At 66.1% G+C, this 23796-nt stretch carries 23 protein-coding genes; 12 read left to right on the top strand and 11 right to left on the bottom strand.

All coding sequences use genetic code 11. The features are described from left to right. Positions 1–78: 78 nt before the first annotated feature. From AC5P6S_RS09885 to AC5P6S_RS09875, 3 genes are all read left to right on the top strand, one after another. The gene (locus AC5P6S_RS09885) at positions 79–465 is read left to right on the top strand and encodes an SseB family protein (protein WP_043034169.1); all 387 of its coding nucleotides are present in this window, start codon (positions 79–81) and stop codon (positions 463–465) included. 150 nt (positions 466–615) lie between these two features. Beyond that, complete coding sequence (locus AC5P6S_RS09880; protein ID WP_088431546.1) at positions 616–1080, top strand: GNAT family N-acetyltransferase; 465 nt, start codon at positions 616–618, stop codon at positions 1078–1080. Next, positions 1077–1385: a hypothetical protein gene (locus AC5P6S_RS09875; protein WP_005412552.1), complete on the top strand. Its 309-nt coding sequence runs from the start codon at positions 1077–1079 to the stop codon at positions 1383–1385. The genes AC5P6S_RS09880 and AC5P6S_RS09875 overlap by 4 nt, the downstream gene beginning before the upstream one ends. Here the strand turns inward: AC5P6S_RS09875 and AC5P6S_RS09870 are convergent. The 4 genes from AC5P6S_RS09870 to AC5P6S_RS09855 form a co-directional block, all read right to left on the bottom strand. Beyond that, positions 1375–1776: a hypothetical protein gene (locus AC5P6S_RS09870; protein WP_227860021.1), complete on the bottom strand. Its 402-nt coding sequence runs from the start codon at positions 1774–1776 to the stop codon at positions 1375–1377. The genes AC5P6S_RS09875 and AC5P6S_RS09870 overlap by 11 nt on opposite strands. 146 nt (positions 1777–1922) lie before the next feature. Then, positions 1923–5507 (bottom strand): ABC transporter permease/M1 family aminopeptidase, encoded by a 3585-nt coding sequence (locus AC5P6S_RS09865; protein ID WP_495204585.1) that lies wholly within the window; start codon positions 5505–5507, stop codon positions 1923–1925. A 12-nt stretch (positions 5508–5519) separates the two neighbouring features. After that, positions 5520–6422 carry an ABC transporter ATP-binding protein gene (locus tag AC5P6S_RS09860; protein WP_049397658.1) on the bottom strand — a complete coding sequence of 301 codons (903 nt, stop codon included), beginning with the start codon at positions 6420–6422 and terminating at the stop codon, positions 5520–5522. Positions 6423–6553: 131 nt separating this feature from the next. Next, a complete protein-coding gene (locus tag AC5P6S_RS09855; RefSeq protein ID WP_049397657.1) occupies positions 6554–7585 on the bottom strand; it encodes a LacI family DNA-binding transcriptional regulator in 1032 nt (343 codons plus the stop codon). 292 nt (positions 7586–7877) lie between these two features. Here AC5P6S_RS09855 and AC5P6S_RS09850 point away from each other — a divergent pair, with 292 nt between their 5' ends. The 5 genes from AC5P6S_RS09850 to AC5P6S_RS09830 all read left to right on the top strand — a co-directional run bounded on the left by AC5P6S_RS09850 (position 7878) and on the right by AC5P6S_RS09830 (position 12604). Then, positions 7878–8450 carry a single-stranded DNA-binding protein gene (locus AC5P6S_RS09850; protein ID WP_012479392.1) on the top strand — a complete coding sequence of 191 codons (573 nt, stop codon included), beginning with the start codon at positions 7878–7880 and terminating at the stop codon, positions 8448–8450. Between the two features lie 202 nt (positions 8451–8652). Further along, a complete protein-coding gene (locus AC5P6S_RS09845; protein ID WP_414498312.1) occupies positions 8653–9558 on the top strand; it encodes a hydroxypyruvate isomerase family protein in 906 nt (301 codons plus the stop codon). A 27-nt stretch (positions 9559–9585) separates the two neighbouring features. Beyond that, positions 9586–11271: a GMC oxidoreductase gene (locus AC5P6S_RS09840; protein ID WP_087802951.1), complete on the top strand. Its 1686-nt coding sequence runs from the start codon at positions 9586–9588 to the stop codon at positions 11269–11271. After that, complete coding sequence (locus AC5P6S_RS09835; protein WP_005412559.1) at positions 11271–11846, top strand: gluconate 2-dehydrogenase subunit 3 family protein; 576 nt, start codon at positions 11271–11273, stop codon at positions 11844–11846. The genes AC5P6S_RS09840 and AC5P6S_RS09835 overlap by 1 nt, the downstream gene beginning before the upstream one ends. Next, positions 11846–12604 carry a 3-keto-disaccharide hydrolase gene (locus AC5P6S_RS09830; protein ID WP_099524225.1) on the top strand — a complete coding sequence of 253 codons (759 nt, stop codon included), beginning with the start codon at positions 11846–11848 and terminating at the stop codon, positions 12602–12604. The genes AC5P6S_RS09835 and AC5P6S_RS09830 overlap by 1 nt, the downstream gene beginning before the upstream one ends. A gap of 30 nt (positions 12605–12634) precedes the next feature. On the opposite strand, the gene AC5P6S_RS09825 is transcribed toward AC5P6S_RS09830, so the two are convergent. From AC5P6S_RS09825 to AC5P6S_RS09805, 5 genes are read right to left on the bottom strand one after another with little or no spacing between them, the layout of a single operon-like run. Next, positions 12635–12931, bottom strand: coding sequence for a c-type cytochrome (locus AC5P6S_RS09825; protein ID WP_005412561.1), 297 nt, complete (start codon positions 12929–12931; stop codon positions 12635–12637). 18 nt (positions 12932–12949) lie between these two features. Continuing rightward, positions 12950–13813 carry a sugar phosphate isomerase/epimerase family protein gene (locus AC5P6S_RS09820; protein WP_012479398.1) on the bottom strand — a complete coding sequence of 288 codons (864 nt, stop codon included), beginning with the start codon at positions 13811–13813 and terminating at the stop codon, positions 12950–12952. 19 nt (positions 13814–13832) lie between these two features. Next, on the bottom strand, positions 13833–14957 hold the full coding sequence (locus AC5P6S_RS09815; RefSeq protein WP_087802947.1) for a Gfo/Idh/MocA family protein: 1125 nt from the start codon (positions 14955–14957) through the stop codon (positions 13833–13835). Positions 14958–14969: 12 nt separating this feature from the next. Then, positions 14970–16187, bottom strand: coding sequence for a nucleoside permease (locus AC5P6S_RS09810; RefSeq protein ID WP_087802945.1), 1218 nt, complete (start codon positions 16185–16187; stop codon positions 14970–14972). Positions 16188–16214: 27 nt separating this feature from the next. Further along, positions 16215–17267, bottom strand: a complete 1053-nt coding sequence (locus AC5P6S_RS09805) for a sugar phosphate isomerase/epimerase family protein (protein WP_087802943.1) — start codon at positions 17265–17267, stop codon at positions 16215–16217. Positions 17268–17362: 95 nt separating this feature from the next. Between AC5P6S_RS09805 and AC5P6S_RS09800 the strand changes: the two genes are divergently transcribed. The 4 genes from AC5P6S_RS09800 (at position 17363) to AC5P6S_RS09785 (ending at position 22607) form a co-directional block, all read left to right on the top strand. Then, positions 17363–18370 (top strand): LacI family DNA-binding transcriptional regulator, encoded by a 1008-nt coding sequence (locus tag AC5P6S_RS09800; RefSeq protein WP_024956977.1) that lies wholly within the window; start codon positions 17363–17365, stop codon positions 18368–18370. A gap of 146 nt (positions 18371–18516) precedes the next feature. Next, positions 18517–19569 (top strand): sensor domain-containing diguanylate cyclase, encoded by a 1053-nt coding sequence (locus tag AC5P6S_RS09795; RefSeq protein ID WP_005408484.1) that lies wholly within the window; start codon positions 18517–18519, stop codon positions 19567–19569. A 107-nt stretch (positions 19570–19676) separates the two neighbouring features. Then, positions 19677–20702 (top strand): AI-2E family transporter, encoded by a 1026-nt coding sequence (locus AC5P6S_RS09790; RefSeq protein WP_049448666.1) that lies wholly within the window; start codon positions 19677–19679, stop codon positions 20700–20702. Positions 20703–20864: 162 nt separating this feature from the next. After that, positions 20865–22607, top strand: coding sequence for a GGDEF domain-containing protein (locus AC5P6S_RS09785; RefSeq protein ID WP_495204584.1), 1743 nt, complete (start codon positions 20865–20867; stop codon positions 22605–22607). A 9-nt stretch (positions 22608–22616) separates the two neighbouring features. Here AC5P6S_RS09785 and AC5P6S_RS09780 read toward each other — a convergent pair whose 3' ends face one another. Both AC5P6S_RS09780 and AC5P6S_RS09775 read right to left on the bottom strand, forming a co-directional pair. Next, complete coding sequence (locus tag AC5P6S_RS09780; RefSeq protein WP_049450220.1) at positions 22617–23123, bottom strand: PaaI family thioesterase; 507 nt, start codon at positions 23121–23123, stop codon at positions 22617–22619. A 35-nt stretch (positions 23124–23158) separates the two neighbouring features. Beyond that, positions 23159–23593 carry a hypothetical protein gene (locus tag AC5P6S_RS09775; RefSeq protein WP_495204583.1) on the bottom strand — a complete coding sequence of 145 codons (435 nt, stop codon included), beginning with the start codon at positions 23591–23593 and terminating at the stop codon, positions 23159–23161. Positions 23594–23796: the final 203 nt, after the last annotated feature.

Genomic DNA, 23796 nt, shown 5'->3' with positions numbered 1-23796 from the left:
CTGCCGGCCAGTGGCCGGCACTACCGGGTTTGGCCGCATCCGGCACAATAGGCACCCCTCACGCCCCGCCGTATCGCCATGACCGACCTCGCCCCGCAGACCCCGATCGAAACCCTGCTGAAGGCGGCGATGGACGGGGCGGTGCCGATCCGCACCTTCATGGAAGCCTTCGTCGCTTCCGAGGTAGTGCTGCTGACCGGCAGCCTGGTCACCCCGGACGGCAGCGGCTTCGACCCGCTGCTGTTCGACAAGCAGGGCACCCTGCATGTGGCGGTGTTCACCGATCCGTCGCGGGTGGGCGTCTACAGCCAGCAGGCCGAACACCAGATCCGCTGGCTGATGCTGGACGTGCTGCGCCGCGTGCCGGGTGGCTACGGCGTGGTGATCAACCCGGGTACTTCGCTGGGCTTTGAGATCTCGCCCAGCGGCGTTGGCGAGATCCTGAAGGACTTCGCCCAAGGCTGAGTTGCCGTCGCGCCATTTGTAACGCCGAGCCATACTCGACTGCCTTTCGCGCATGGCCTGATGTGTCCAGCATGGCTCGACATTACAGAAGGCTTCCCTTCGGGCGCCGTCCATGATCCCCTTGGGTGACATCGGGATCGAGGCATTGCCATGGAATTCAGGGGACTACCTGCCGACGCACCGGAACGGCAGCAATTGGCCCAGTGGTACCACGCGGAATGGGGCCAGCACGCCGGCCTGACAGTGGAACAGGAACTGCAGCGGCTCAATCCGCCACAGGATGCCGAAGGTTTCCCGCACCTGATCGCCGCATTCGATGACGGTCAGGTGGTTGGCGCAGTCCAGCTCAAGCGGCGGGAAATGCAGGCGTTCCCACAGTACGAACATTGGCTGGGCAGCGTGTTCGTGGCCGACAGCCATCGCGGGCGTGGGCTGGCTGGCGCGCTGGTGGAGCAAGCAGCGGCGCAGGCGGTGCGGATGGGGGTTTCCGATCTCTACCTGCAGACCGAGGCCCTGGACGGTGGGCTGTATGCGCGGCTGGGCTGGAAGCCGCTGCAGGAAGCCGACAACCGCAGCTATCGCGTGCTGGTGATGGTGCGCAGGTTGGCCGCATGAGCGTATCCACGGCACGCCATTCCCGCTCGGCCCTGATCTTCCTGATCGCGGCGATCGCTGCCGCGCTGGTGTCCATGCCCCTGCTGCGCGCGGTGGGCATGGTGCTATGGCCGGTGTTCGTCATTGCCTGGCTGATCAACCTGGGCGCGGCCTGGCATCTGGCCCAGTGGGCGCGCCAGCAGCGCCGTTCGGCGTGGGCATTCGGGTTGCCGGCGGCGCTCGGTACCGTCGCCTCGATCGTGGTCTATGTGCTGCTGGCGTTGCTGGGGCCGAAGGCCAGGCCTCAGCCGGAAATCACCGGCTGAGTGCTTCGTTCCACTCGTTCCACAGGACACCGTCCACGGCGGTGAGCAGTGTCTGCTGGACCTCGATCAGCGTGTTCATCTCATCCAAAACCGCCTCCAGGTCGGTGATTGAGATCTCGAATCTGGCCGTGCACTGGCTCATGGCATGTACGTGTCCAGTGCCATGCGCTAGCTCGATGGCTTCCTGGAGGACATGGGGCGCGTCGTTGAGAGAGAGCCGCAGGCGAACGTCTTCATCGCCCGTAATGAGAACACTGTTCCCATCCAGCTCCAATTCGAGCTCAAGACCACAGTCGGCCAATACCTCGGCTGCCCAGTTCACTGATGCGGAGATTCCGTGTGCGGCGAAGTAGATATGGCTGGATGTCATCGCGGCCTCTCGAAGGTTCACGGAGAGTATCGCTTGCCTTGAAATGGAATCTGGTGGTGTCCCTGCATCTCTGGCCAATCAGGAATTTAAATGACGCAATTGGGCGTGGCATGTCGTTTCTGTCTGCAGCAGTGATGCCAGCCATTTGACTGGCACCACCGCATACCTCACATCGTTACCTTGCGCCGGTTGTCATCGCTCACCCGGTCGATCAGCTTGTTGTACGGGTCGAAGCCCGCTTCATCCGGCTTTTCGTCCACCGTTACCGTGATCTTCGGATCGGCGCTGGTGATGTGGTGGCGCTGCAGGTACAGCACCTTCTGGTCGCGCTCCTTGCCCGACGGCCCATTGGCGAACACGCCGACCTCGACCCAGTCATCCATCTTTCCGTCGCTCTCCTTGCCCTTGCCGTCGGCGTACTGCTTGGCGGCGTGCAGGTCCAGGGTCACGTCGTAGCGGCCGTCATCGCGCTTGCGGGCGCTGGCGGCCATCACGCGGTTGTCGTAGAAGCTGATCTTCTCGAACAGGTCGGTGACCAGCTGCTGGCGGTCGGCCGGGGTGTCGGCGCGGATGTAGTCCAGCAGCTCGCGTGAGGTGGTGTACGGCGGTTGCTGGTACCCCTTGTCCTGCAGGAAGCGCTTCAATGCGCGGCTAAGCGCCTGCTCGCCGATCTCCTCGCGCAGCCGGTAGAACACCAGCGAACCCTTCTGGTAGTGGATGTACTGCTGGTTCTCCACACGTTCCAGCGGCTGTTCCTCGATGGCCTCGCCGCCGCGGCCGGACAGGTAGCCGTCCAGTTCGCGCTTGAGGAACTGGCGCATGTGCTGGCGGCCGTACTCCTGCTCCATCACCATCAGCGCAGAGTACTGCGACAACGATTCGGACAGCACCGTCGCGCCCTGCACGTTGGCACCGATCACCTGGTGCGCCCACCACTGGTGTGCGATCTCGTGCGCGGTCACGTAGAACACGTAGTCCACCTTGTCCGGGTCACGCAGGTCGGCGATGAAACCGATGGCCTCGGAGTAGGGGATGGTGTTGGCGAACGACTGCGCGAAGCGCGCATAGCCCGGGAACTCGATGATGCGCACCTGGCGATGCTGGTACGGGGTGAAGTTCGCCTCGTAGTAGGCCAGCGATTTCTGCACCGCTTCGATCATCCGGTCCACGTTGTAGCCGTGCGCCGGATCGAAGTAGACCTCGATCGGTATGTCCTTGTACTTTGCCTTGCGCACCTCCCAGCGCGCCGACAGATAGGCGTAGAAGTTCAGCATCGGTCGATCCATGGCATAGCTGAAGCAGCGCCGGCCATTGACCGTGCTCTCATGCTGCAGATAGCCCGGGGCCAGCGCCACCTGGTCTGGTGCCGTGCAGATCGTGGTGCGGAAGTCGAGCCAGTCGGCATCGTTGGCTATGTACGTGTTGGCACGCGCGGCTTCGTCTTCCAGCTTGGGCATGCGCCGCGGCTCACCCAGGTCGCGCTTGCGCCGCTCGTTGCGGTCGCTGATCTCGGCGCCTTCGTTGTAGCCGAACGACGGCAGTACGCGGCTGTTGAAGAAGGTGCCGTTGTCGACGATGTTGCTTGGTGCTTGGCCCGCGGTGATGCCGTTGGGCTTCTGCACCACCCGGAAATGCACGCTGCGGGTTTCACCCGGTTGCAGCGGTTTCTGCAGGCGGTAGATGCGGTAGCCGAGATCGGCGTCATGCATCGATAGTGTCTGCCCACCCAGGTCGACCGCGACCAGCTGCTTGTCATCGCCCATCGAGACGTGCACGTCCTGGATCGGCGTGGCGTGGGTATTGCGCACCGTCCAGTTCGCATCGATCACCATCGACTGCGATTCGGGGGACAGGTCCACGCGGTTGTCCACCGCCACGATGCGGGGCTGCGGCAGGTTGCGGTACTTCGACAGCTCGCGCTCGTAGCGGGCCTGCAGGTCCAGCTGCTGGTCGGGCGAGACGAACTCGTTGCGGATGTTGGTGCTCCAGTACAGCCAGCCACCCACGGCGACAAAGGCCAGGGCGGCCACTGCGGCGAAGGCACCGGTCGGGCCGCGCAGGCGGCGGCCGGCCAGGGCCAGGCGCTGACGCAGGCCCTGGCTGACACCTCGTACCCAGAAGGCTGACGCCAGGCACATCAAGGTCAGCAGGAACAGGGCCCAGTAGCCCTGGAACGCCAGTTGCCCGGTCAGGAAGTGGCCGTAGCCGTTCATGTCCGAATAGGGCGCGTTGGGCCAGCTGCCGAAGTTGTACAGGTTCTGCGTGTAGTCGAGCATGCCCAGCACGCCCTGGCCGATCATCACCACGATCAGCAGCGCATAACCGACGAACTTGTTGTTGGTGAGCACCTGCAGCACCAGCGCCAGGCCCCCCATCAGGATGTAGACCACCGAATCCAGCGCCAGGCTCCGCAGGTACAGCAGCGGCTCCAGATGCGTGTAGCCCTTGGCCAGCTGAACGCCCATCGCGGCCAGCGCGCCGGCGGCCTGGAAGCAGATGATCACCGCCAGCAGTGCGGTGAACTTGGCCAGCAGCGGCACCCAGTTCGGCACCGGCATGGCATCGGTCACTTCATTGATGCGCGCACTGCGTTCCTTCCAGACCAGCTCACCGGCGAAGAACAGCACGATGATCACCAGCAGCCAGCTGAAGGCCCCCTGCAGGCCCATGATCATCTGCGAGGTGACCGGCCAGATCGAGGTGCCGTACAGGGTCTGCCGGAACAGCGCGCTGGGCAGGAAGTTGGCCAGGCCCAGCACCAGCAGCACGATGAACGGCACGCTGCGCAGGACGCCGCGTGTATCGAAGCGGACCTGGCGCAGGAACTGCTGCCACGCCGTGCTGGCAGTGAACGCCGGTATCACGCGCGGCAGTGTCGCGCGGGTGGGGCGGACCACGCTGGCATCGGCAGCCGGTTGCGCCTGCCTGCGGCCCCAGCGCGGACGGCCACTGCCGCTGCGTTCGGTGCGGAACAGCGCGAAGGTGGCGGCGAACAGCGCGGCAGCCACGCCCAACCACAGGGCGCGGTTGGCCAGCAGGTAACCGGCCAGCTCGGGAATCCCGTCGTTGCGTTCGGCAGTGGACCAGTAGCGGATGGTACGGCCGAGTGCGCGCATGCCCAGCGGTTCGCTCAGCACCGCGATCCACGTATTGTCGATGTCGCGCAGCAGCGCCGCGCTGGCGCCGTACAGGACCAGGTAGGCCACCAGGCCGATGTAGACCCACAGGATCGAGCGGGTCAGCGCTGCCAGCAGCGACAGCAGCGCGGTGGTGAACAACAGGTTCGGAATGACGATGACCGCGAACGTCCAGGCATAGCCCTGCCAGCTGATCGGGCCCATGCGTTCGGGATCGACCCAGGGCATGAACGGCGCCAGCCACAGGCCGAACGCGATCAGGATGTAGACCAGCAGCCCGGCCGCCAGGGCGGCAGCGATGCGCCCGGCCAGGTAATCGCGGCGCTTCACCGGGCTGGCGAAGATCAGTTCGGCAGTGCCGAGTTCGAAGTCACGCAACAGCGCGTTGCTGACGAACAGCGCGGTGACCAGCATGCCGAGCAGGGTGAAGATGCCCAGCATCTGCGCGATCACGGTGGGCGCGTTGCTGTGCACGTTGCCGGTGCCGCCACCGATCTGCACGGCGTCGCTGGACGCTGCGGCAAAGGCAAGCAGGGCGAACAGCCCGGCCAGCAGCCACAGCAGCGGGGAACGCAGCTGCTCGCGCAGTTCGAAGCGGAAGAAATTGAAGATCATGGCGTGCTCCGCTCAGGCTGCCGCGCGGGCACGGGCCTGCAGGCGCAGGCGCTGGAAGTACACGTCCTCGAGGTCGGGAGCCACGGCTGCGAAGCCGTCGCCGGGGTCGTTGGTGCTGTGCACGTGGATCACCGGGCGACCACCGACCAGGCGGGTGGACAGCACCACGTAGCGTGCCTCGTGGTCGGCCAGTTCCGAAGGATCAACCTGCTTGCGCCAGACCTGGTGCTGCAGGGCGTCGATCGCTTCGGCAGGACGGCCGGTCAGCAGCACCTGGCCCTTGTTCATGATCGCCATCGTCGGACACAGATCGGTCACGTCCTCGACGATGTGGGTGGACAGGATCACCGCCACGTTCTCGCCGATGGCCGCCAGCAGGTTGAGGAAGCGGTTGCGCTCTTCCGGGTCGAGGCCGGCGGTGGGTTCATCGACGATCACCAGCCGCGGGTCACCCAGCAGCGCCTGGGCAATGCCGAAGCGCTGGCGCATGCCGCCGGAGTAGGTGCCCAGCTTGCGCTTGCGGGCATCCCACAGATTCACCTGCTGCAGCAGCCCATCGACCACCTCGCGGCGCTGCGCGCGCTGGGTCAGGCCCTTGAGCACCGCGAAATGCTCCAGCAGGTCCAGCGCGCTGACTTTCGGATACACGCCGAAATCCTGCGGCAGGTAGCCCAGCCGGCGGCGCACCGCGTCCTTGTCGCGCAGCACGTCGATCGGCGCCTCGCCTGGAATGCTGAGCGTCGCCGTTCCGCTGTCGGCCTCCTGCAGGGTGGACAGCGTGCGCATCAGCGACGACTTGCCGGCGCCGTTGGGGCCGAGCAGGCCGAACATGCCGCGCGGGATGTCCAGGCTGACGTTGTTGAGGGCGTGCACGCCATTAGCGTACGTCTTCGACAGCGAATCGATCTTCAGCATGTGACGTACACCTTTCCATGGGCGATGTCTGCGCGTTATCCGCGCATCAGCCTCCGTGCGCATCCGCCGTTGGTCATGGGGGGAGAATTCCGCCGTCGCACGTTGGGGCGGGGCGGGAGGCCTGGCGGCGCTTACCGGCGCAGCGACGATTCCCGCACCACCAGCTTCACCGGGATGCTCTGGCTCTCCACCGGCTGGCGACCGATCAGTGCCAGCAGGCGCTCCACCAGCAGCTGGCCGGCCTGCTTGGTGTCCTGCTGCACGGTGGTCAGCGCCGGGGATACCGAGGCCGCCAGCGGGATGTCGTCGAAGCCGGTCACCGCCACGTCCTGTGGCACCCGCAGGCCGGTCTCGCGCAGGGCGCGCATCGCGCCGATGGCGATCAGATCGCTGGCGGCGCAGATCGCATCGATCGGTTCACCGCGTGCCAGCAGCACCTGGCAGGCCTCCTGGCCGGAAGCCTCGGTGGTGATCGCATCGTGCTGCAGCGCCGGTTCGGCGGCCAGGCCGTGGTCCTGCAGGGCCGCGACATGGCCGCGGTAGCGCTCCTGGAATTCGGGGTAATGGCTGGAGGCATGGCCGAGGAAGGCGATGCGGCGGCAGCCCTGCTGCAGCAGGTGGGTGGTGATGTCGTGCCCACCCTGGAAGTTGTCGCTGCCGATCGAGACGCCGGGTTGGCCGGGCAGGGCGGCGCCCCAGCGCACGAAGTGCGTGCCCTGTTCGACCAGCCGCTGCAGGCGGTCGCGCGATTCGTGGTAGTCGCCGTAGCCGAGCAGGATGATGCCGTCGGCCTTGTTGCTGTCCTCGTAATCGGCCTGCCAGTCGGTGGACAGCTGCTGGAACGAGACCAGCAGGTCCTGCCCATGCAGGGCGCAGGCACGGGTGATCGAGCCCAGCATCGAGTGGAAGAACGGGTTGATAAGCGAGTCGTCGTTGGTCGGGTCCTCGAAGAACAGCAGGGCCAGCGTGCCGGCGTTGCGCAGGCGCAGGCTGGAGGCGTTCTTGTCGACCTTGTAGTTCAGTTCGCGGGCGATGCGCAGGATGCGCTCGCGGGTCTCGGCATTGACCATCGGGCTGCCTCGCAGGGCCCGCGACACGGTCGGCTGGGAGACCCCGGCCAGGTGGGCGATGTCCAGGGAGGTGGCTTTGCCTTTGATCGTCATGGGAACGCGGGAGGGGGCAGGGGGAGGAGCTTGGGCATGATGCCATGGGCAGACGCCAATGCCCCTCCGGATGTCCACCGAAGCGAGGGTAAGTCATTGCCGGACAAGGAAATCAGTTCAATCCTCCTGCGCGGCCGGGGTCTTCTGACCGGGCGGATGGCGGCGGCAATGCTAAGATGCATCGTTCTCGCATTCCCCCAAATTTCAACAGGGGCGGCCTCGCCTACTGCACCCCCGCCCGGGGCTGTGCTATCACTGGCGGTCTGCCCCTGGACAACGGACGAAGGTACCTATGGCGCGCGGCATCAACAAAGTCATCCTGGTCGGCAATCTCGGCAACGACCCGGACGTGAAGTACACCCAGGGCGGCATGGCGATCACCCGCATCAGCCTGGCCACCACCAGCGTCCGCAAGGACAAGGATGGCAACCAGCAGGAGCGCACCGAATGGCACCGCGTGGTGTTCTTCGGCAAGCTCGGCGAGATCGCCGGCGAGTACCTGCGCAAGGGCAGCTCGGTCTACGTCGAAGGCAGCCTGCGCTACGACAAGTACACCGGCCAGGACGGCGTGGAGAAGTACTCCACCGACATCATTGCCGATGAAATGCAGATGCTGGGCGGCCGCGGTGAAGGCGGTGGCGGCGGCGGTGGTGGCAACTACGGCGGCGATCGTCCGCAGCGCCAGCAGACTCCGCGCCAGGAGTATGGTGGCGGTGGTGGCCAGCGTGGTGGCCAGGGCGGCGGCTATGGTAACCAGGGCGGCAACCAGGGCGGCGGTTACGGCAACCAGGGTGGCAACCAGCGTCCGCAGCCGCAGCAGGCGCCGCCGATGGATGACTTCGCTGACGACGATATTCCGTTCTGATCGAACGCTCCTTTGCAGCAGAAAAGAAAGCCCCGCTCATGCGGGGCTTTTCTTTTTGCGCGATGCCATCTGCGTTGTGCCTCGCACCATCAGTTTTTCGTGCACCGCGACTTGCAAACAGACAATTTCCTCCCCTATGGTGCAATCGATTGCATTGCTGTGAATCGTTGCGTTTGATACCGGTTGGGAGGCCGGAAGGTGGATGTCCATCCATTCGATCAGACCGGCCCCGGCGACGGGCCTCACGCGGCGCGATGCGCTGCGCATCGCAGTTGCCGGCAGCATTGGCCTGGGGGCCGCGACAACCGCGGGCGCATTGCCCGCATTCGCCGCCACGGCGCCACTCAAGGGCAAACTGAAGCATTCCGTCGCACGCTGGACCTTCCCGCAGCTGTCCGTTGCCCAGCTCTGCACGACGGTGAAGGACATCGGCTTTGCCGCGATCGACCTGGTCGGCCCGGAGGACTGGCCCACGCTGCAGGCGCATGGCGTGTACAGCTCGATGTGCAACGGCGCAGAACTGGGCCTGACCAAGGGCTTTGCCGGCCGTGAGTTCCACGACCAGCTGGTGGAACGCTACACGCGGCACATCGATCTGGTCGCCGATGCCGGCTATCGAAACCTCATCTGCTTTTCCGGCAACCGCAACGGTATGGACCCGCAGGACGGCATGGCCAATGCCGAGGCCGGGCTCAAGCGCATCCTCGGGTATGCCGAGAAGCGCGGCGTGGTGCTGGTGATGGAGCTGCTCAACTCCAAGGTCGATCATCGCGACTACCTGTGCGACCACTCCGCGTGGGGTGTGGAGCTGTGCCAGCGGCTCGGCTCGGACAATTTCGGCCTGCTCTACGACATCTACCACATGCAGATCATGGAGGGCGACATCATCGCCACCATCGGCAAGCATCACGCCTGCTTCAAGCACTACCACACCGCAGGCGTGCCCGGCCGGAACGAGATCGGAGACCAGCAGGAGCTCCACTATCCAGCCATCTGTCGCGCGATCCGCGACACCGGTTTCAAGGGGTATCTGGCGCAGGAGTTCACGCCTGCAGCGCCCGATCCCGTTGCCTCATTGCGCGAGGCGATCCGCCTCTGCGACGTCTGAAACGATATCCACCCAGGTGAGAAACCCATGGCAGATAATCACTACGACGCCATTGTTGTTGGCTCGGGAATCAGTGGCGGTTGGTCGGCGAAGGAGCTGACCGAGAAGGGCCTGAAGGTCCTGATGCTGGAACGCGGGCGCAACATCGAGCACGTCAAGGACTACGTCAACGCGATGAAGGAGGCGTGGGATTTCCCGCACCGCAACCGGCCAACGCAGGCAATGAAGGCCGAGTTCCCGGTGCTGATGCGCGACTACGGCCTGGCCGAGAACCTGGAAGGGATGTGGGCCAACGAACAGGAATCGCCCTACATCGAGACCAAGCGCTTCGACTGGTTCCGTGGCTACCACGTCGGTGGCCGTTCCTTGATGTGGGGGCGGCAGAGCTATCGCTTCTCCGATCTGGATTTCGAGGCCAACCTCAAGGACGGCATCGCCACCGACTGGCCGATCCGCTACGCCGATATCGCGCCGTGGTACGACCATGTAGAGAAGTTCGCCGGCATCGCCGGCACGCGCGAAGGACTGGACGTGCTGCCGGACGGCGAGTTCCTGCCGCCGATTCCCTTGAACATCGTCGAGAAGGATGTGGCCGCGCGCATCAAGAAGGCCTTCGGCGGAACGCGCCATATGATCCACTCGCGCACTGCCAACATCACCCAACCGATGCCCGAGCAGGGGCGCGTCAACTGCCAGTACCGCAACAAGTGCATCCTGGGCTGTCCCTTCGGTGCCTACTTCTCGACCCAGGCGGCGACGCTGCCGGCGGCGATGAAGACTGGGAACCTGACCTTGCGGCCGTTCTCGATCGTCAAGGAAGTGCTCTACGACAAGGACCGCAAGCGTGCGCGTGGCGTGGAGGTGATCGACGCCGAGACCGGGCAGACCTACCAGTACACGGCCAAGGTCATTTTCCTCAACGCGTCGTCGTTCAACTCGACGTGGCTGCTGATGAATTCGGCCACCGACGTCTGGGACGGCGGGCTGGGCTCTTCGTCCGGCGAGTTGGGGCACAACGTGATGGACCATCATTTCGGGGCCGGCGCCTCGGGCCGGGTCGAGGGTTACGAAGACAAGTACTACTTCGGCCGTCGTCCCTGCGGCTTCTACATTCCTCGGTTCCGCAACGTCGCGGCCGACAAGCGCGGCTACCTGCGCGGGTTCGGCTACCAGGGCGGTGCCAGCCGCACCGGATGGTCGCGCGAGATTGCCGAGCTCAACATCGGCGCCGATCTGAAGGAGGCACTGACCGTGCCGGGTGACTGGCGCATCGGCATGACCGGGTTCGGTGAAATGCTGCCGCACCACGACAACACGATCCGCCTGGACCACGACCGCAAGGACAAATGGGGACTGCCGGTGCTGGCGATGGACGTGTCCATGCGCGCCAATGAACTGGCGATGCGCAAGGACATGGCCGCCGATGCCGCCGAGATGCTGGAGGCGGCCGGGGTCAAGGAGGTGAAGATGCACGACAACGACTATGCCCCGGGCAAGGGCATCCACGAGATGGGGACCGCACGCATGGGACGTGATCGGAAGAGTTCGGTATTGAACCAGCACAACCAGGTCTGGGATGCACCCAATGTCTATGTGACCGACGGTGCCTGCATGACCTCCAGCGCCTGCGTGAATCCCTCGCTGACCTATATGGCGCTGACCGCGCGCGCGGCCGACCATGCGGTACGCGAACTGAAAGCGGGGAACCTCTGATGGATCGCCGCGAACTGTTGAAGATGATCGTTGCCGCTACCGGTGCGGCCATGGTTGGCCTGCCTGCGCTGGTGCATGGCAAGGTGCCGGCTGCCGGGGCGATGCCCGCGTTCTCCGATGCCGACATCGGCATGCTGGACGAGATCGCCGAAACCATCCTGCCGCGGACAAGGACGCCCGGGGCCAAGGACGCGGGTGCCGGTGCGTTCATGGCGACGTTCGTCAGCGACTGCTACACCGCCCGGCAGCAGGCGACGTTCCGCGCCGGCCTGGCCGACATCGACACGCGCGCCGGTGGCCGTTTCGTATCGCTCACGCCGGAAGCCCGCACCGGGTTGCTGCGAACGCTGGACGCCGAAGCCAAGGCACGCAATGCCGACGTGACCGAGACCGGCACTCCCGAGGAAGGCGAGGCCATGCCGCATTACTTCACGATGATCAAGCAGCTGGCCATCTTCGGCTTCTTCACTTCAAAGGTCGGGGCGACCGGTGTGCTGCAGTACGTCGCCGTGCCGGGCCGCTACGACGGTGACCTGGCCTATGTCCCCGGTACGCCCGCGTGGGGGACCAGCTGATGGACGCCACCCTGATGATCCGCCCTGGGTTGATCACGGCCGGCCTGCTGGCCGCTACATCCGCATTCGCTCAGGACGGCGCCGACGCTGCGCGTGACCCGAAGAAGACCGAAGTGTGGACGCCCGTGCCCGCTGTCGTGGCCACGCCGCCCGGCAAGGCCCCCTCCGATGCCATCGTGCTGTTCGATGGCAAGGATGTCTCGGCGTGGGAGGCAGAGCAGGGCGGGCCCGTGCCCTGGACGGTTGCCGATGGCGCCATGACCGTCGTTCCGGGCAGCAAGGGCATCCGCACCCGGCAACGCTTCTGCGATGTCCAGCTGCATGTCGAATGGCGTACCCCCACCGAGACGAAGGGCTTCGACGGCCAGAACCGGGGCAACAGCGGCATCTTCCTGCAGGAACTGTACGAGCTGCAGGTGCTCGACAGTTACAACAACCCGACGTATGCCAACGGCCAGGCGGGTTCGATCTACAAGCAGGCCATGCCACGGGTGAACGCCTCGCGCGCACCGGGCCAGTGGCAGGTCTACGACATCATCTGGAAGGCACCGCGCTTCTCGCAGGGCGGCGGCCTGACGTCGCCCGCGCGCATCACCGTGCTGCACAACGGCGTACTCGTGCAGGACGACACCGTGCTGGCAGGCAGGACCGAGTACATCGGTGCGCCTTCGTACGCACCCCATGCGTGCGCGCCGCTCTATCTGCAGGAGCATGACTCCAGGGTCAGCTACCGCAACATCTGGGTGCGCGAACTGTAGCGGCACGCGGCCGGCGTGGTCGCCGGCCGCCTACTTCGCCAGATAGCTGGCGAGGTCGTCGATCTCCTGCTGCGACAGCTGGGCAAAGGGCGGCATCAATCCTCCGCCCTTCCTGATCTTGTCCTTGACCTGGGCGGGCTGAAGCCGCTTGCCGACGTCGGTAAGCGCCGGGAAGGTCGGCGGTACGCCGGCGCGTTCAGCACCGTGGCAGGCAGTGCAGTGCTGGGCATAGAGTTTCGCGCCGGCGGCAGGATCGTCCTTGGCCCGGGCTGCCGTTGAAGTGCTCATGCCGCCCAGGGCCAGGGCCACTGCCAGGATCATCTTCATGTGGGGCTCCTTGATGCGTCAGCGCCGTGCACGGGTGGGCACGTTGGCGGGCAGGTGTTCACGCAGGTAGTCCGCGCCGGTCTGGATGACCTTTGCCGGGTCGCGTGGCTGGTCGTGTTCGACGATGTACCACTGCACCTTGGCCGCCGCAGCGGCGGGCAGGATCGCGTTCCAGTCCAGCACGCCCTGGCCCACCGCGGCGAATCCGCCTTCATCCTGGGCCTGGCCCTTCGGCGCATTGTCCTTGGCGTGCACCGCAAACACGCGTCCACGGAATTTTCCCAGCATCACCGCCGGGTCCAGGCCTGCGCGTGCAACCCAGGCCAGGTCCAGCTCGGTCTGCAGGTCGGGCCCGGCCGCTGCGAACAGCAGCTCCAGCCCGGTCTGGCCGTCGAAGTCGACCAGTTCGAAGTCGTGGTTGTGATAGGCCAGGCGCATGCCCTTGTCGCGCACCCGCTTGGCGATGCGGCCCAGCTCCTTGCCCAATGCGGTCCAGCCCGCGGCATCGGTTGGGCGGTCCTTCTGGTCCAGGTAAGGCACCACCAGCGTGCTGTTGCCGATCGAGCGGTTGAGGGCCACCACGCCATCCAGGTTGTCGCGCAGCTCGGCCAGTGGCACGTGCGACGAAACCGCCTTGATCGAATACCGGTCCAGCAGTTGCTTGAGTTCGGTGGCGCTGGTGTTCTGCGTACCGACCGTTTCCACCGCACGGACGCCCGCGTCGTGGACGATCTTCAACTGCTGATCGAGCGAGCCTGCATTGCGCAGGGTGTACATCTGCACCGCGATCGGCTTCTGCGTGGTGGCGGCTTCGCTCGCGAAGGCGGGCAGGGCAGCGAGCAGCAGGATGAGACTTGCACTTCTACGGAAAAGAGCTTTCATCAACAGATCCTCCCGGAATTCAACCGATGGTGGTCCAGGCACGTGACCTGGCTGATGCAATGACGCGATCGACGATCCGTGCCGAGCGCAGGCCGTCTTCAAAGGTGGGCAGGCCCTGCGGCCGCTCGCCTTCAATGGCGCGATAGGTGTCGGCCACAAACGCCTCGAAACACTGGGCGTAGCCCTGTGCATGCCCGGCCGGCAGCACGGAAAGGCGGCGTTGTTCGGCGCTGCCGGCACCGGGGCCGCGCATGAAGGTTTCCTCGCGCTGATCGGGCAGGCCGACCCAGAGTCGTTCGGCATCCTCCTGGTTGAAGGCCACGCTGGCCTTGGCGCCATCGATCTCGAACCAGAGGCGGTTGTGGCGTCCGGCCGAGACCTGGCTGACCGTCAATGACGCCAGCGTGCCGGCGCCGGTCCTGAACATCGCTGCGGCCACGTCCTCGCTGGTGACAGCCTGCATCGCGCTGGCGGCCGTTGGCGTGCTGAAGCTCTGCCCGCTGACGGCGCCACGCTCGGCGATCACCGTGGAGAACGCCGCGTTCACTTCGGCGAAGCCCTCGCCACTGACCCATTCGACCAGGTCGCACCAGTGCGAACCGATGTCGGCGAACACGCGCGACGTGCCTCCCAGCGCGGGGTCCACGCGCCAGTTGTTGCTGGCCGGATCCAGCAGCCAGTCCTGCAGGTAGCTGCCGTGGATCAGGTGTAACGGCCCCAGATCGCCCTGGGCGATGCGTGCGCGTGCCTCGCGCACCACTGGGTGGTAGCGGTAGACGAAGGGCACCGTGGCAACCAATCCGGTCGATGCGGCCAGCGCCGCCAACGCCTGTGCATCATCCAGCGTCGTCGCCAGCGGTTTCTCGCAGATCACGTGCTTGCCGGCTTCCAGCGCAGCCTGCGCCATGGCGCGGTGCAGATGGTTGGGCGTGCACACGTGCACGACCTGTACCTGCGGATCGGCGATCACCTCCTCGATATCGCGGTAGGCGCGTGGGACATTCCAGGACTGCGCGGCCTCATGCGCGCGCTGCGGTGACGAGGCGGCTACGCCGCGCACGTCGGCACCGGCCAGCAGTGCCGCACGACGATGCACTGCACCGATCATGCCGGCGCCGACGATGGCGATTCCAAGCTTGGGCATCGACGGGGATCCTCAGGGTGTGGAGGGCGCGGCCGTGACCGTCGGCCGGTCGCGGAACAGCAGCAGGAAGGCGATCAACACCACCAGTGCAACGCCGGCCGGGAACAGCCAGATCTGCTGCCAGTCGGGGCCGGCCTCGGTGGTGAAGTGCTCCACCACCGCGCCGGACAGGAAGGTGCCGATCAGCATTCCCACGCCGTAGGTAGCCAGGGTGATGAAGCCCTGCGCGCTGCTGCGCGCGGCGGGGCCGGCATGCGCATCGGTGTAGATCTGGCCGGTGACGAAGAAGAAGTCGTAGCAGATGCCGTGCAGCACGATGCCGATCACCAGCAGCGAGAAGCCGCTGCCCGCATCGCCGAAGGCGAACATGGCGTAGCGCACCACCCAGGCGGCCATGCCGACCGCCAGCATGGTCTTCACTCCCAGCCGCACGAACAGGAACGGCATGGCCAGCATCAGCAGCACTTCGGAGACCTGGCCCAGCGACTGCAGGCCTGCTGCACCCCGCACGCCCAGGTCGTTGAGATACGGATTGGTGAAGTTGTAGTAGAACGACAGCGGGATGCAGATGGCGATGGACGCCAGGAAAAACACCAGATAGGCACGCGATTTCAGCAGACGCAACGAATCCAGCCCCAGGATCTGCCCCAGCCCGGCATCGCGCTGCTGTGCCAGTGGCGGCGTGTGCGGCAGGGTGAATGCATACAGGCCCAGCACCAGCGATGCCAGCGCGGCCATGCGGAAGGTGAGTTCAAGCCGATGGGCCTGTTCCCAGCCCAGCCAGCCGATCAGCACACCGGCGACGATCCAGCCGATGCTGCCGGCCACGCGTACCAGCGGGAACTGTTTCTCGGGCGACTGCATGTGCCGCATCGCCACGCTGTTGGCCAGTGCCAATGTCGGCATGAACAGCAGCATGTAGCCCATCACGCAGGCGGAGAACATGCTGAAGCTGGATGCCGTGGACGCCAGCCACATCAGCACCGCGCCCGCCAGGTGCAGCACCGCAAGGATGCGCTGCGCCGCGAAGTAGCGGTCGGCGATCAGGCCGACCAGGAACGGCGCAACGATCGCGCCGATGGACTGGCTGAGGAAGGCGGTGGCCACCTGGCTGGCGCTGGCCTGCAGCGGGCCCTGCACCAGGTAGGTTCCGAGGGTGACGAACCACGCCCCCCAGATGAAGAACTGCAGAAACATCATCGCGCCCAGGCGCGACATGGCGTGCGTCATGGCTTGCCCTCCCGGGGCGGTCTTGGCTCAGATTCCCAGCATGCGGTGCAGTGATGCGGCGTCCGTGCCACTGTCGGCAAAGTCGTCGAAGGCGCGGTCGGTCACGCGGATGATGTGGTCGCGGATGAAGGCGGCACCCTCGCGTGCGCCGTCCTCGGGGTGCTTCAGGCAGCATTCCCATTCCAGTACCGCCCAGCCGGGGAAGTCGTACTGGGCGAACTTCGAGAAGATCGCCTTGAAGTCGATCTGGCCATCACCGAGCGAACGGAAGCGGCCCGGACGCTCGATCCAGTCGTGGTAGCCGCCATACACGCCGCTGCTTGCGCTGGGGCGATACTCCGCGTCCTTGACGTGGAAGATGCCGATGCGCGCGTGGTAGCGGTCGACGAAACCCAGGTAGTCCATCTGCTGCAGCAGCAGGTGGCTGGGGTCGTACAGGATCTTGGCGCGGGGGTGATGATCCACCACATCGAGGAAGCGTTCGAAGGTCGCGCCATCGTGCAGGTCCTCGCCCGGGTGGATCTCGAAGCAGAGATCCACGCCGCAGGCATCGAAGGCATCGAGGATCGGGCGCCAGCGGCGGCCGAGTTCGGCGAAGGCTTCTTCCACCAGTCCCGGTGGGCGCTGCGGCCAGGGATAGAAATAGGGCCAGGCCAATGCGCCGGAGAACGTGGCATGCGCGGTCAGCCCCAGCCGCTGGCTGGCTTTGGCGGCCAACAGAAGCTGCTCCACCGCCCAGGCCTGGCGGGCCGTGGGATCGCCACGTTTGTCCGCGGGTGCGAATCCGTCGAACAGGCTGTCGTAGGCCGGATGGACCGCGACCAGCTGCCCCTGCAGATGGGTGGACAGCTCGGTGATCTGCACGCCATGACCTGCCAGCATGCCGGCGAGGTCGTCGCAGTACGCCTGGCTGCGCGCGGCCTCGGCCAGATCGAACAGGTGGGGCGCCGTGGTGGGGACTTGTACGCCAGAATAGCCCAGACCCGCGGCCCATCCGGCCAGCGTGTCCAGCCGATCAAAAGGAGCCGTGTCGCCGATGAACTGCGCCAGGAACAGCGCTGGACCCTTGAGCGTCTTCAACGTGATTCGCCCTCGATGCAATCGATTGCATTATCCTAGCAGGGGCTTACGCAAGACCTGTTGTGCAGTGCACAGCGGGCGGGAGAACTAACGCCATGGCCACCATCTACGACATCGCAAAGCACGTCGGCGTCTCCGCCGGCACCGTGTCGCGTGCACTTTCGCGGCCGGACAAAGTACTGCCGGCCACGCGCACGCGCATCGAGCAGGCCGCCGCGGCGTTGGGCTACGTGCCCAACACGGTTGCCCGCACGCTCAAGACCCAGCGCAGCGGCAAGATACTGGTCACGGTGCCGGATATCGCCAACCCGTTCTTCGCGCAGATCCTGCAAGGGGCGGAAGACGCCGCGCAGGCTGTCGGCTATGCGGTGCTGCTGGGCGATACGCAGGACCAACCCGACCGCGAGGAACGCTACGCGCAGATGCTCCGGCGCAACGAGGCCGACGGCATGATCGTGCTTGGCCATCGCCTGCCACCGACGGCGCGCGAGATTGTCCAGCAGAGGGGGGCTGCCGCGCCGGTGGTCAACGGCTGCGAGTTCGATCCCGCGCTGGGCCTGCCCAGTGTGCACATCGACAATGCCGCCGCCGCACGCGCCGTCATGGAGCACTTGTACGCACTGGGCCATGAACGGATCGCCGTGGTCGGTGGGCCGCCGGACAATCCCCTGCACCAGCAGCGCCTGGAAGGGGTACGGGGGGCCGGCAAGGTGCGTGGCCGCCTGCGCCAGCTGAGCATCGTGCCGGGGGATTTTTCAGTGGAATCCGGCCATGCGGCTGCCATGGCGCTGCTGGACGGCACGTCCGCACCAACGGCGATCTTCTGCTTCAGCGACCAGATGGCGCTGGGCACCCTGGCGGCCTGCCGGGAGCTGGGCATCCGCGTGCCGGAAGACCTGTCCATCGTCGGCTTTGATGATCTGGCGTCTTCCCGCTACCTCACGCCGCCGCTGACGACCATCCGGCAGCCGATGCGGGAAATCGGCGCGCGCGCGGTCAACCTGCTGCTCGCCATCATCGAACAGGTGGATGTTCCGCTTCAACAGACGCTGGATTTCAGCCTGATGGTGCGGGGATCGACGGCTGCGCCCCGACGCAGGTGACCACGGGGTGGGGCCGCGGAGCGTGGCAGCCGGCCCGCGCGATATCGTGCAACCTTGATCCCGAATTGACGCAAAGCTGTCAGACTCATCGCAGGCAGCCCGGCAAGGGCCTTAGCAGCAGGTGCGATCGCGCAAGGGGGGCGGCAATGCCATTCTTCACCGATTCGGCGGAAGGCGCGGTCGAAGGCATTGGCGCGGCACGTCGCATCGGGTGGATGCGTTTCGTCGGCAATGGACTGGGAGCGATCCCCATCGCCTCGATCATGCTTGAACGCCAGGATGGCGGGCTGGCGTGGGTCCTGCTGCTGCTCAACGCGCTGGCGTGGCCGGCACTGGCATTGCTGCTGACCCAGCGCTCCCGCCAGCCGGCGGTCGTCCAGTTCCGTTGCATGGTGGCCGACTCCTTCTTCGGCGGTGGCTGGATCGCCTTCATGGCGTTGAGCGCGGTGCCCAGCGCACTGTTCGCCGCGCTGCTGGTGGCCGACAAGATCGCTGCCGGTGGCGTGCGCCTGGCGATGCGCGCCACGCTGGCCCTGCTGCTGGGCTTCGCACTCACCTGGTGGTTGCTCGGCTTCCCTTACCAGCCGGTCACCTCGCAGCGCACGATCGTGCTGAGTGTCCCGTTCCTGTTCGTGTATGGCATCGGCCTCAGCATTCTCAGCTGGCAGCTGGCGCGCCGGGTCAAATCGCAGAACCGTCAGCTGCAGCGGCTCAGCCGGATGGACCCGCTGGTCGAGCTGGCCAACCGTGGCTTCCTGATCCTGCGTGCGCAGCAGGCGCTGGACCGGGCCCAGGGCCAGGGCGGCTTTGCCTGCCTGCTGATGCTCGATGTGGATGATTTCAAGCGCATCAATGACTCGCATGGCCATCGCGCCGGTGACGAGGTGCTGCGGCATATCGCGGCGACATTGCGCACCTTTGCCCGGCCTGGTGATACGCCCGCGCGGCTGGGGGGCGATGAGTTCGTGGTGCTGCTGCGCGACTGCGCGCCCGTCGATGCGATGCACGTGGCCGAGCGGGTGCGCCTGCACCTGCTGGAGGCCGCACGGCAGGCCACGCCGGGCGTGGAGTTCAGCGTGAGTATCGGCATTGCCGCGACGCCGCGTGGCGGTAGTGTCGAGGACTGGTTGGCACTGGCCGACCGCGCGCTCTACCACGCCAAGCGGCAGGGCAAGAACACAGCCAGCTACGGCGAGTGAGTGCGGCACGGCTGCCGCCGAACGAGGCCGAAACGCCCGTTCATCCTGCACGCGGAATCGGCACGCCAATCCTCTACCATGGGCCACCCCGCCCGGACGCGCCGCCCATGCAAGACGCCCTCGTTGCCCAGCCCAAGCCCCCCGTTGCGAGGATCGCGGCCTGGCTGATGATGCTGTTGGGCATGTGGCTGGCGCTGAAGCTCGGCCTGGTGGTAACGCTGCTGTCGGGCCTGCTGGTGTTCCAGCTGACCCATGTGCTGGCGTCCACCGTGGAAGGCAAGCTGCCGCCGGGACGGGCGCGGGCGATCGCGGTGATCGTGCTGTCGGCGATCATCATCAGCGCGCTGGTGCTGGCCGGGATCGGTGTGGCGTCGTTCTTCCGCAACGAGACCGGTGGGCCGGACGCGCTGCTGGCACGGCTGATGGATATCCTCAATTCGTCGCGCCACCAGGTACCGGCGCTGCTGCAGCCGTATATCCCCGAGGACATGCCGGCGCTGCGTGCGGCGCTGAATGACTGGGCCGCCGAGCACCAGCGCCAGCTGGGCGTGGCCGGTACCTCGGTGGTGCAGGTGGGTGTACGCGTACTGATCGGCATGGTGCTGGGCGCGATGATTGCGCTGTACGACGAACTGCCGCTGCCGACGATGGGGCCGCTGGCGCAGGAGCTGATCGGGCGCACCAGCCGCCTGGCCACCGCGTTCCGCCAGGTGGTGTTCGCGCAGGTGAAGATCTCCCTGCTCAACACTATTTTCACCGCCATCTTCCTGCTGGGCGTGCTGCCGTTGTTCGGCGTGCACCTGCCCCTTTCCAAGACGCTGGTGCTGATCACCTTCATCGCCGGCCTGCTGCCGGTGGTGGGCAACATCATCTCCAACACCATCATCAGCATCGTCGCGTTGTCGGTCTCGTTCTATGTGGCTGTGGCCGCGCTGTTGTACCTGATCGTGATCCACAAGCTGGAGTACTTCCTCAATGCGCGCATCGTCGGTGGCGAGATCCAGGCGCGTGCCTGGGAGCTGCTGCTGGCCATGCTGGTGATGGAGGCGGCCTTCGGCCTGCCGGGCCTGGTCGCCGCGCCGGTGTTCTATGCCTACGTGAAGCGCGAACTGGTCGACCAGCGCTGGATCTGACGCGGCTGGGCATGACGTATTTGTCCCGGTTCGAATGTTCGCGCGGCCTTGTCGGTGCGTTCGCGGTCGGCAGGGTATACCCACCGCCACGGTTGGCCCGCGAGTGGCTTGGCGCCTGTGTAGCCGGCCGTTACAGTGTTCGGCACTACAGGGGAAATGTGCATGGCCCGCAAGGCGTCGCCCATCGGATTGCGGACCTGGGTCTGGATCCTGGCTGGGCTGTTCGTAGTCTGTACGCTGCCGCTGATGGCCATCGCACTGGTGCAGGGCACGCTGCGCTTCACGGCCGCCGAGGACAACCTGGCCAGCCTGCGCCAGCTGCGGCAGACCTTCGACCTGGCCAACCTGGTGTCGGCCGAACGCGGCCCCGCCAACAGCCTGCTGGGGGCCGACCCGGCCGATGCGGCCGAGCAGGCACGGCTGGCCGCGCAGCTGGCGGCCGCGCGCAAGCGGATCGATGCTGCCCTGCTGCAGCTGGACACCGTGTTCAAGGCTGATCCGGGAGTTGTCGACGAGCATGGGCTGCTGGCCGACGCGCAACGTCGCCTGCAATCGGCGCGGGCTGCGGTCGACCGGGTCGTGGCGCAACCCCATGACGCACGCCGCGTGGAGGAGGTGGAGCGTGCGATCAGTGGCATGTTCGCCGTGGTCGATCGCCTGCACCTGCTGACCTCGGCACAGATCAACGTGCTGGTCAGCGCCGACCGTGAAGCAGCGATTCCGGCGATGCAGGGCCAAGTGCTGATCGATCTTCGCGAGCATGGTGGCCGCCTGGCCTCGAATGTGATGGCGCCGGTGGCGGTGCCAGGAGCATGGCGGGAGGAACAGGTACGCGCTGCACTGCAGACCGAGGGTCGCCTGTTGGAGCTGTGGCGGTTGGCGGGCAGCCACGAGTCGGTGTTCCGCAGTGACCCTGAATTGTCATGGCACTGGGACATGGCGCGTCGGCAGTTCTTCGGCGAATCGCTGCCGATGATCGAGCAGTTGATCGAAGATGGCCGCCGAGGCCTGCCGCCGCCATGGACCGCCGCCGAATTCACCACGCGCTACGTGCCGACCCTGCAGTCGCTTGAGGCGCTGCGTGATGGCTACCTGAGCGTGTCCATCGCCCGCTTTGAACGCACCCGCAATCGCGAGGCCATGCGCCTGGCCGTGCTGGTGGCGACCGCGCTGGGCACACTGGTGGTGCTGGGCGTGGCATTGCGCATTGCCCACCGGCAGATCCTGCAGCCGTTGCTGCAGGCGCAGGCGCAGGTGATCCAGCTTGCCTCGGATGCACCTGGTCCGGAGCAGCATGTCACCCACCCGCTGGCCGAGATGCAGCGCTTGTTCGACGCCATCGAAGTACTGCGTGAGAAATCGCGCGAGCGCTCGGCACTGACCAGCGAGCTGCGCCAGCTCGCTGGCACCGACGAGCTGACCGGATTGTTGAACCGGCGCGCGCTGGATGAGGTGGTGCAGCAGAGACACGCGGGGGGCGATGCAAGCGCCGTGGTGATCCTGCTGGACGTGGATCGCTTCAAGGCGATCAACGATGGCCATGGCCATGATGCCGGCGACGAAGTGCTGGTGCGGGTGGCGCAGTTGTTGCGGCACCACCTGCGCCGCAGCGACAGCATCGCCCGTTATGGCGGCGAGGAATTCCTGGTGCTGCTGGCCGACGGTGATCTGGCCGGTGGCCGCCAGCTGGCCGAGTCATTGCGATTGGCCCTGCAGCAGATGGACATCGCGCTGGCCGGCGGCACCGTGCTGCGGGTGACCGCCAGTTTCGGCGTGGCCGAGGGCGGCACCGACGCGCTGGGCTGGCGCACCCTGCTACGAGCCGCCGATGGGGCCATGTACCGGGCCAAGGCGCAGGGGCGTGATCGGGTACGGGTGGCGGGTGGCGGTCGCATCACGCGTTGAGGGCATGCGTCAGCCGATGCGTGCATGCACCCGCCGCAGCGTCCGCGCGATCATCCGGCGCGCGATCGGACGTGGTACCGATAATCCACGCCAGCGCAGCGCACCCACCCGGAAGGTGGCGGTGGCGGTGGCCAGTACGTTGCCTGCCGGGTCAGTCAGCCAGCCACGCGTGAAGGCGATGCTCCCCTTGCTGTGCTCGACTTCGCCCCAACCGATGATGCGCCCGGGTCGTGCCGGACTGACGAAACTGGTCTTGGATTCCACCGTGACCGCGATACGGTTGGCGGGCAGTGTGGCGTAGATCGCCGGCCCCATGCAGTCATCCAGCATCGCCGACAGGAAGCCTCCCTGCACGTTGCCCATCGGGTTGGTCAGCATCGGCCCGGGGTCGAACTCGACATGGATGCGGCGCAGTGCGTCGTCGTAGTCGACGAATCGCCAGCCGAGCAGGGTGCCCGCCTGGGAGGGCGGCAGATCACCGTTGACCACGCTGTAGAAGATCGATTCGGGATTCATGAGAGCCTCGATGGAGGGAGAGGAGGGAGCACGCATCAGGACAGTGCCAACAGGGACAGCACGAATCCGATGACCGACAGCAGCACCACCGCGGCGCTGGCGGGCACCGGTGTACGCGCACCGGTGCGTCGCCGCACGCCGGAAGCGACCAGTACCGGCGGTACAGTGGCGACCAGGCAGAACAACTGGAAGGCCAGCAGTTGCGGTAGCGCGAAGTGTCCGCCGAAGAAGATCAGCCAGGCCAGCATCACGCCGGCGCCGGCCAGTGCGATCCAACCGGCGCCGACCACGCGGATGAGTGCCATCAGCAGCAACTGCATGCGCGGTTCGACCTCCTTCCATGGCAGGCCCACGGCCTGGCCGTGGTAGGGCATGAAGTCCGAGCGTTTCAGGTAGGCCGCAGCAAACAGCGAGACAATGAAGAACGCCAACAGGTAGCAGCCGAACGCGAGCCAGGCGAACAGGTCCATGTGGGGGCCATGCGGTTGCGGAGGGGAGCCCCGGTGATGCCGGTGGCCATGCCGGATGCATCGCGAGGTTGCGCGATTCTCCGGCAATGCCCTGTTAGAGGCGTGTCGCGGCGTGGAGGACCGTTCCTCCATCCGCTGTTAACGCGGGTGTGGTGGTGAGGAATGCGTCACACACGTGCCATGCGCCCTATCGCGTTTTCTGT

This window comes from Stenotrophomonas sp. YJH_SMC_119, assembly GCF_059368315.1.
The sequence above is the reverse complement of the archived record's forward strand: the minus strand, read 5'-3'. Positions and strand labels throughout refer to the sequence as shown.

What these genes read in the sequence shown, in the direction of transcription:
- AC5P6S_RS09885 (WP_043034169.1), top strand. Translation starts at nt 79, where the DNA reads ATGACCGACCTCGCCCCGCAGACCCCGATCGAAACCCTGCTGAAGGCG.
- AC5P6S_RS09880 (WP_088431546.1), top strand. Translation starts at nt 616, where the DNA reads ATGGAATTCAGGGGACTACCTGCCGACGCACCGGAACGGCAGCAATTG.
- AC5P6S_RS09875 (WP_005412552.1), top strand. Translation starts at nt 1,077, where the DNA reads ATGAGCGTATCCACGGCACGCCATTCCCGCTCGGCCCTGATCTTCCTG.
- AC5P6S_RS09865 (WP_495204585.1), bottom strand. Translation starts at nt 5,507, where the DNA reads ATGATCTTCAATTTCTTCCGCTTCGAACTGCGCGAGCAGCTGCGTTCC.
- AC5P6S_RS09860 (WP_049397658.1), bottom strand. Translation starts at nt 6,422, where the DNA reads ATGCTGAAGATCGATTCGCTGTCGAAGACGTACGCTAATGGCGTGCAC.
- AC5P6S_RS09855 (WP_049397657.1), bottom strand. Translation starts at nt 7,585, where the DNA reads ATGACGATCAAAGGCAAAGCCACCTCCCTGGACATCGCCCACCTGGCC.
- AC5P6S_RS09850 (WP_012479392.1), top strand. Translation starts at nt 7,878, where the DNA reads ATGGCGCGCGGCATCAACAAAGTCATCCTGGTCGGCAATCTCGGCAAC.
- AC5P6S_RS09845 (WP_414498312.1), top strand. Translation starts at nt 8,653, where the DNA reads ATGTCCATCCATTCGATCAGACCGGCCCCGGCGACGGGCCTCACGCGG.
- AC5P6S_RS09840 (WP_087802951.1), top strand. Translation starts at nt 9,586, where the DNA reads ATGGCAGATAATCACTACGACGCCATTGTTGTTGGCTCGGGAATCAGT.
- AC5P6S_RS09835 (WP_005412559.1), top strand. Translation starts at nt 11,271, where the DNA reads ATGGATCGCCGCGAACTGTTGAAGATGATCGTTGCCGCTACCGGTGCG.
- AC5P6S_RS09830 (WP_099524225.1), top strand. Translation starts at nt 11,846, where the DNA reads ATGGACGCCACCCTGATGATCCGCCCTGGGTTGATCACGGCCGGCCTG.
- AC5P6S_RS09825 (WP_005412561.1), bottom strand. Translation starts at nt 12,931, where the DNA reads ATGAAGATGATCCTGGCAGTGGCCCTGGCCCTGGGCGGCATGAGCACT.
- AC5P6S_RS09820 (WP_012479398.1), bottom strand. Translation starts at nt 13,813, where the DNA reads ATGAAAGCTCTTTTCCGTAGAAGTGCAAGTCTCATCCTGCTGCTCGCT.
- AC5P6S_RS09815 (WP_087802947.1), bottom strand. Translation starts at nt 14,957, where the DNA reads ATGCCCAAGCTTGGAATCGCCATCGTCGGCGCCGGCATGATCGGTGCA.
- AC5P6S_RS09810 (WP_087802945.1), bottom strand. Translation starts at nt 16,187, where the DNA reads ATGACGCACGCCATGTCGCGCCTGGGCGCGATGATGTTTCTGCAGTTC.
- AC5P6S_RS09800 (WP_024956977.1), top strand. Translation starts at nt 17,363, where the DNA reads ATGGCCACCATCTACGACATCGCAAAGCACGTCGGCGTCTCCGCCGGC.
- AC5P6S_RS09795 (WP_005408484.1), top strand. Translation starts at nt 18,517, where the DNA reads ATGCCATTCTTCACCGATTCGGCGGAAGGCGCGGTCGAAGGCATTGGC.
- AC5P6S_RS09790 (WP_049448666.1), top strand. Translation starts at nt 19,677, where the DNA reads ATGCAAGACGCCCTCGTTGCCCAGCCCAAGCCCCCCGTTGCGAGGATC.
- AC5P6S_RS09785 (WP_495204584.1), top strand. Translation starts at nt 20,865, where the DNA reads ATGGCCCGCAAGGCGTCGCCCATCGGATTGCGGACCTGGGTCTGGATC.
- AC5P6S_RS09780 (WP_049450220.1), bottom strand. Translation starts at nt 23,123, where the DNA reads ATGAATCCCGAATCGATCTTCTACAGCGTGGTCAACGGTGATCTGCCG.
- AC5P6S_RS09775 (WP_495204583.1), bottom strand. Translation starts at nt 23,593, where the DNA reads ATGGACCTGTTCGCCTGGCTCGCGTTCGGCTGCTACCTGTTGGCGTTC.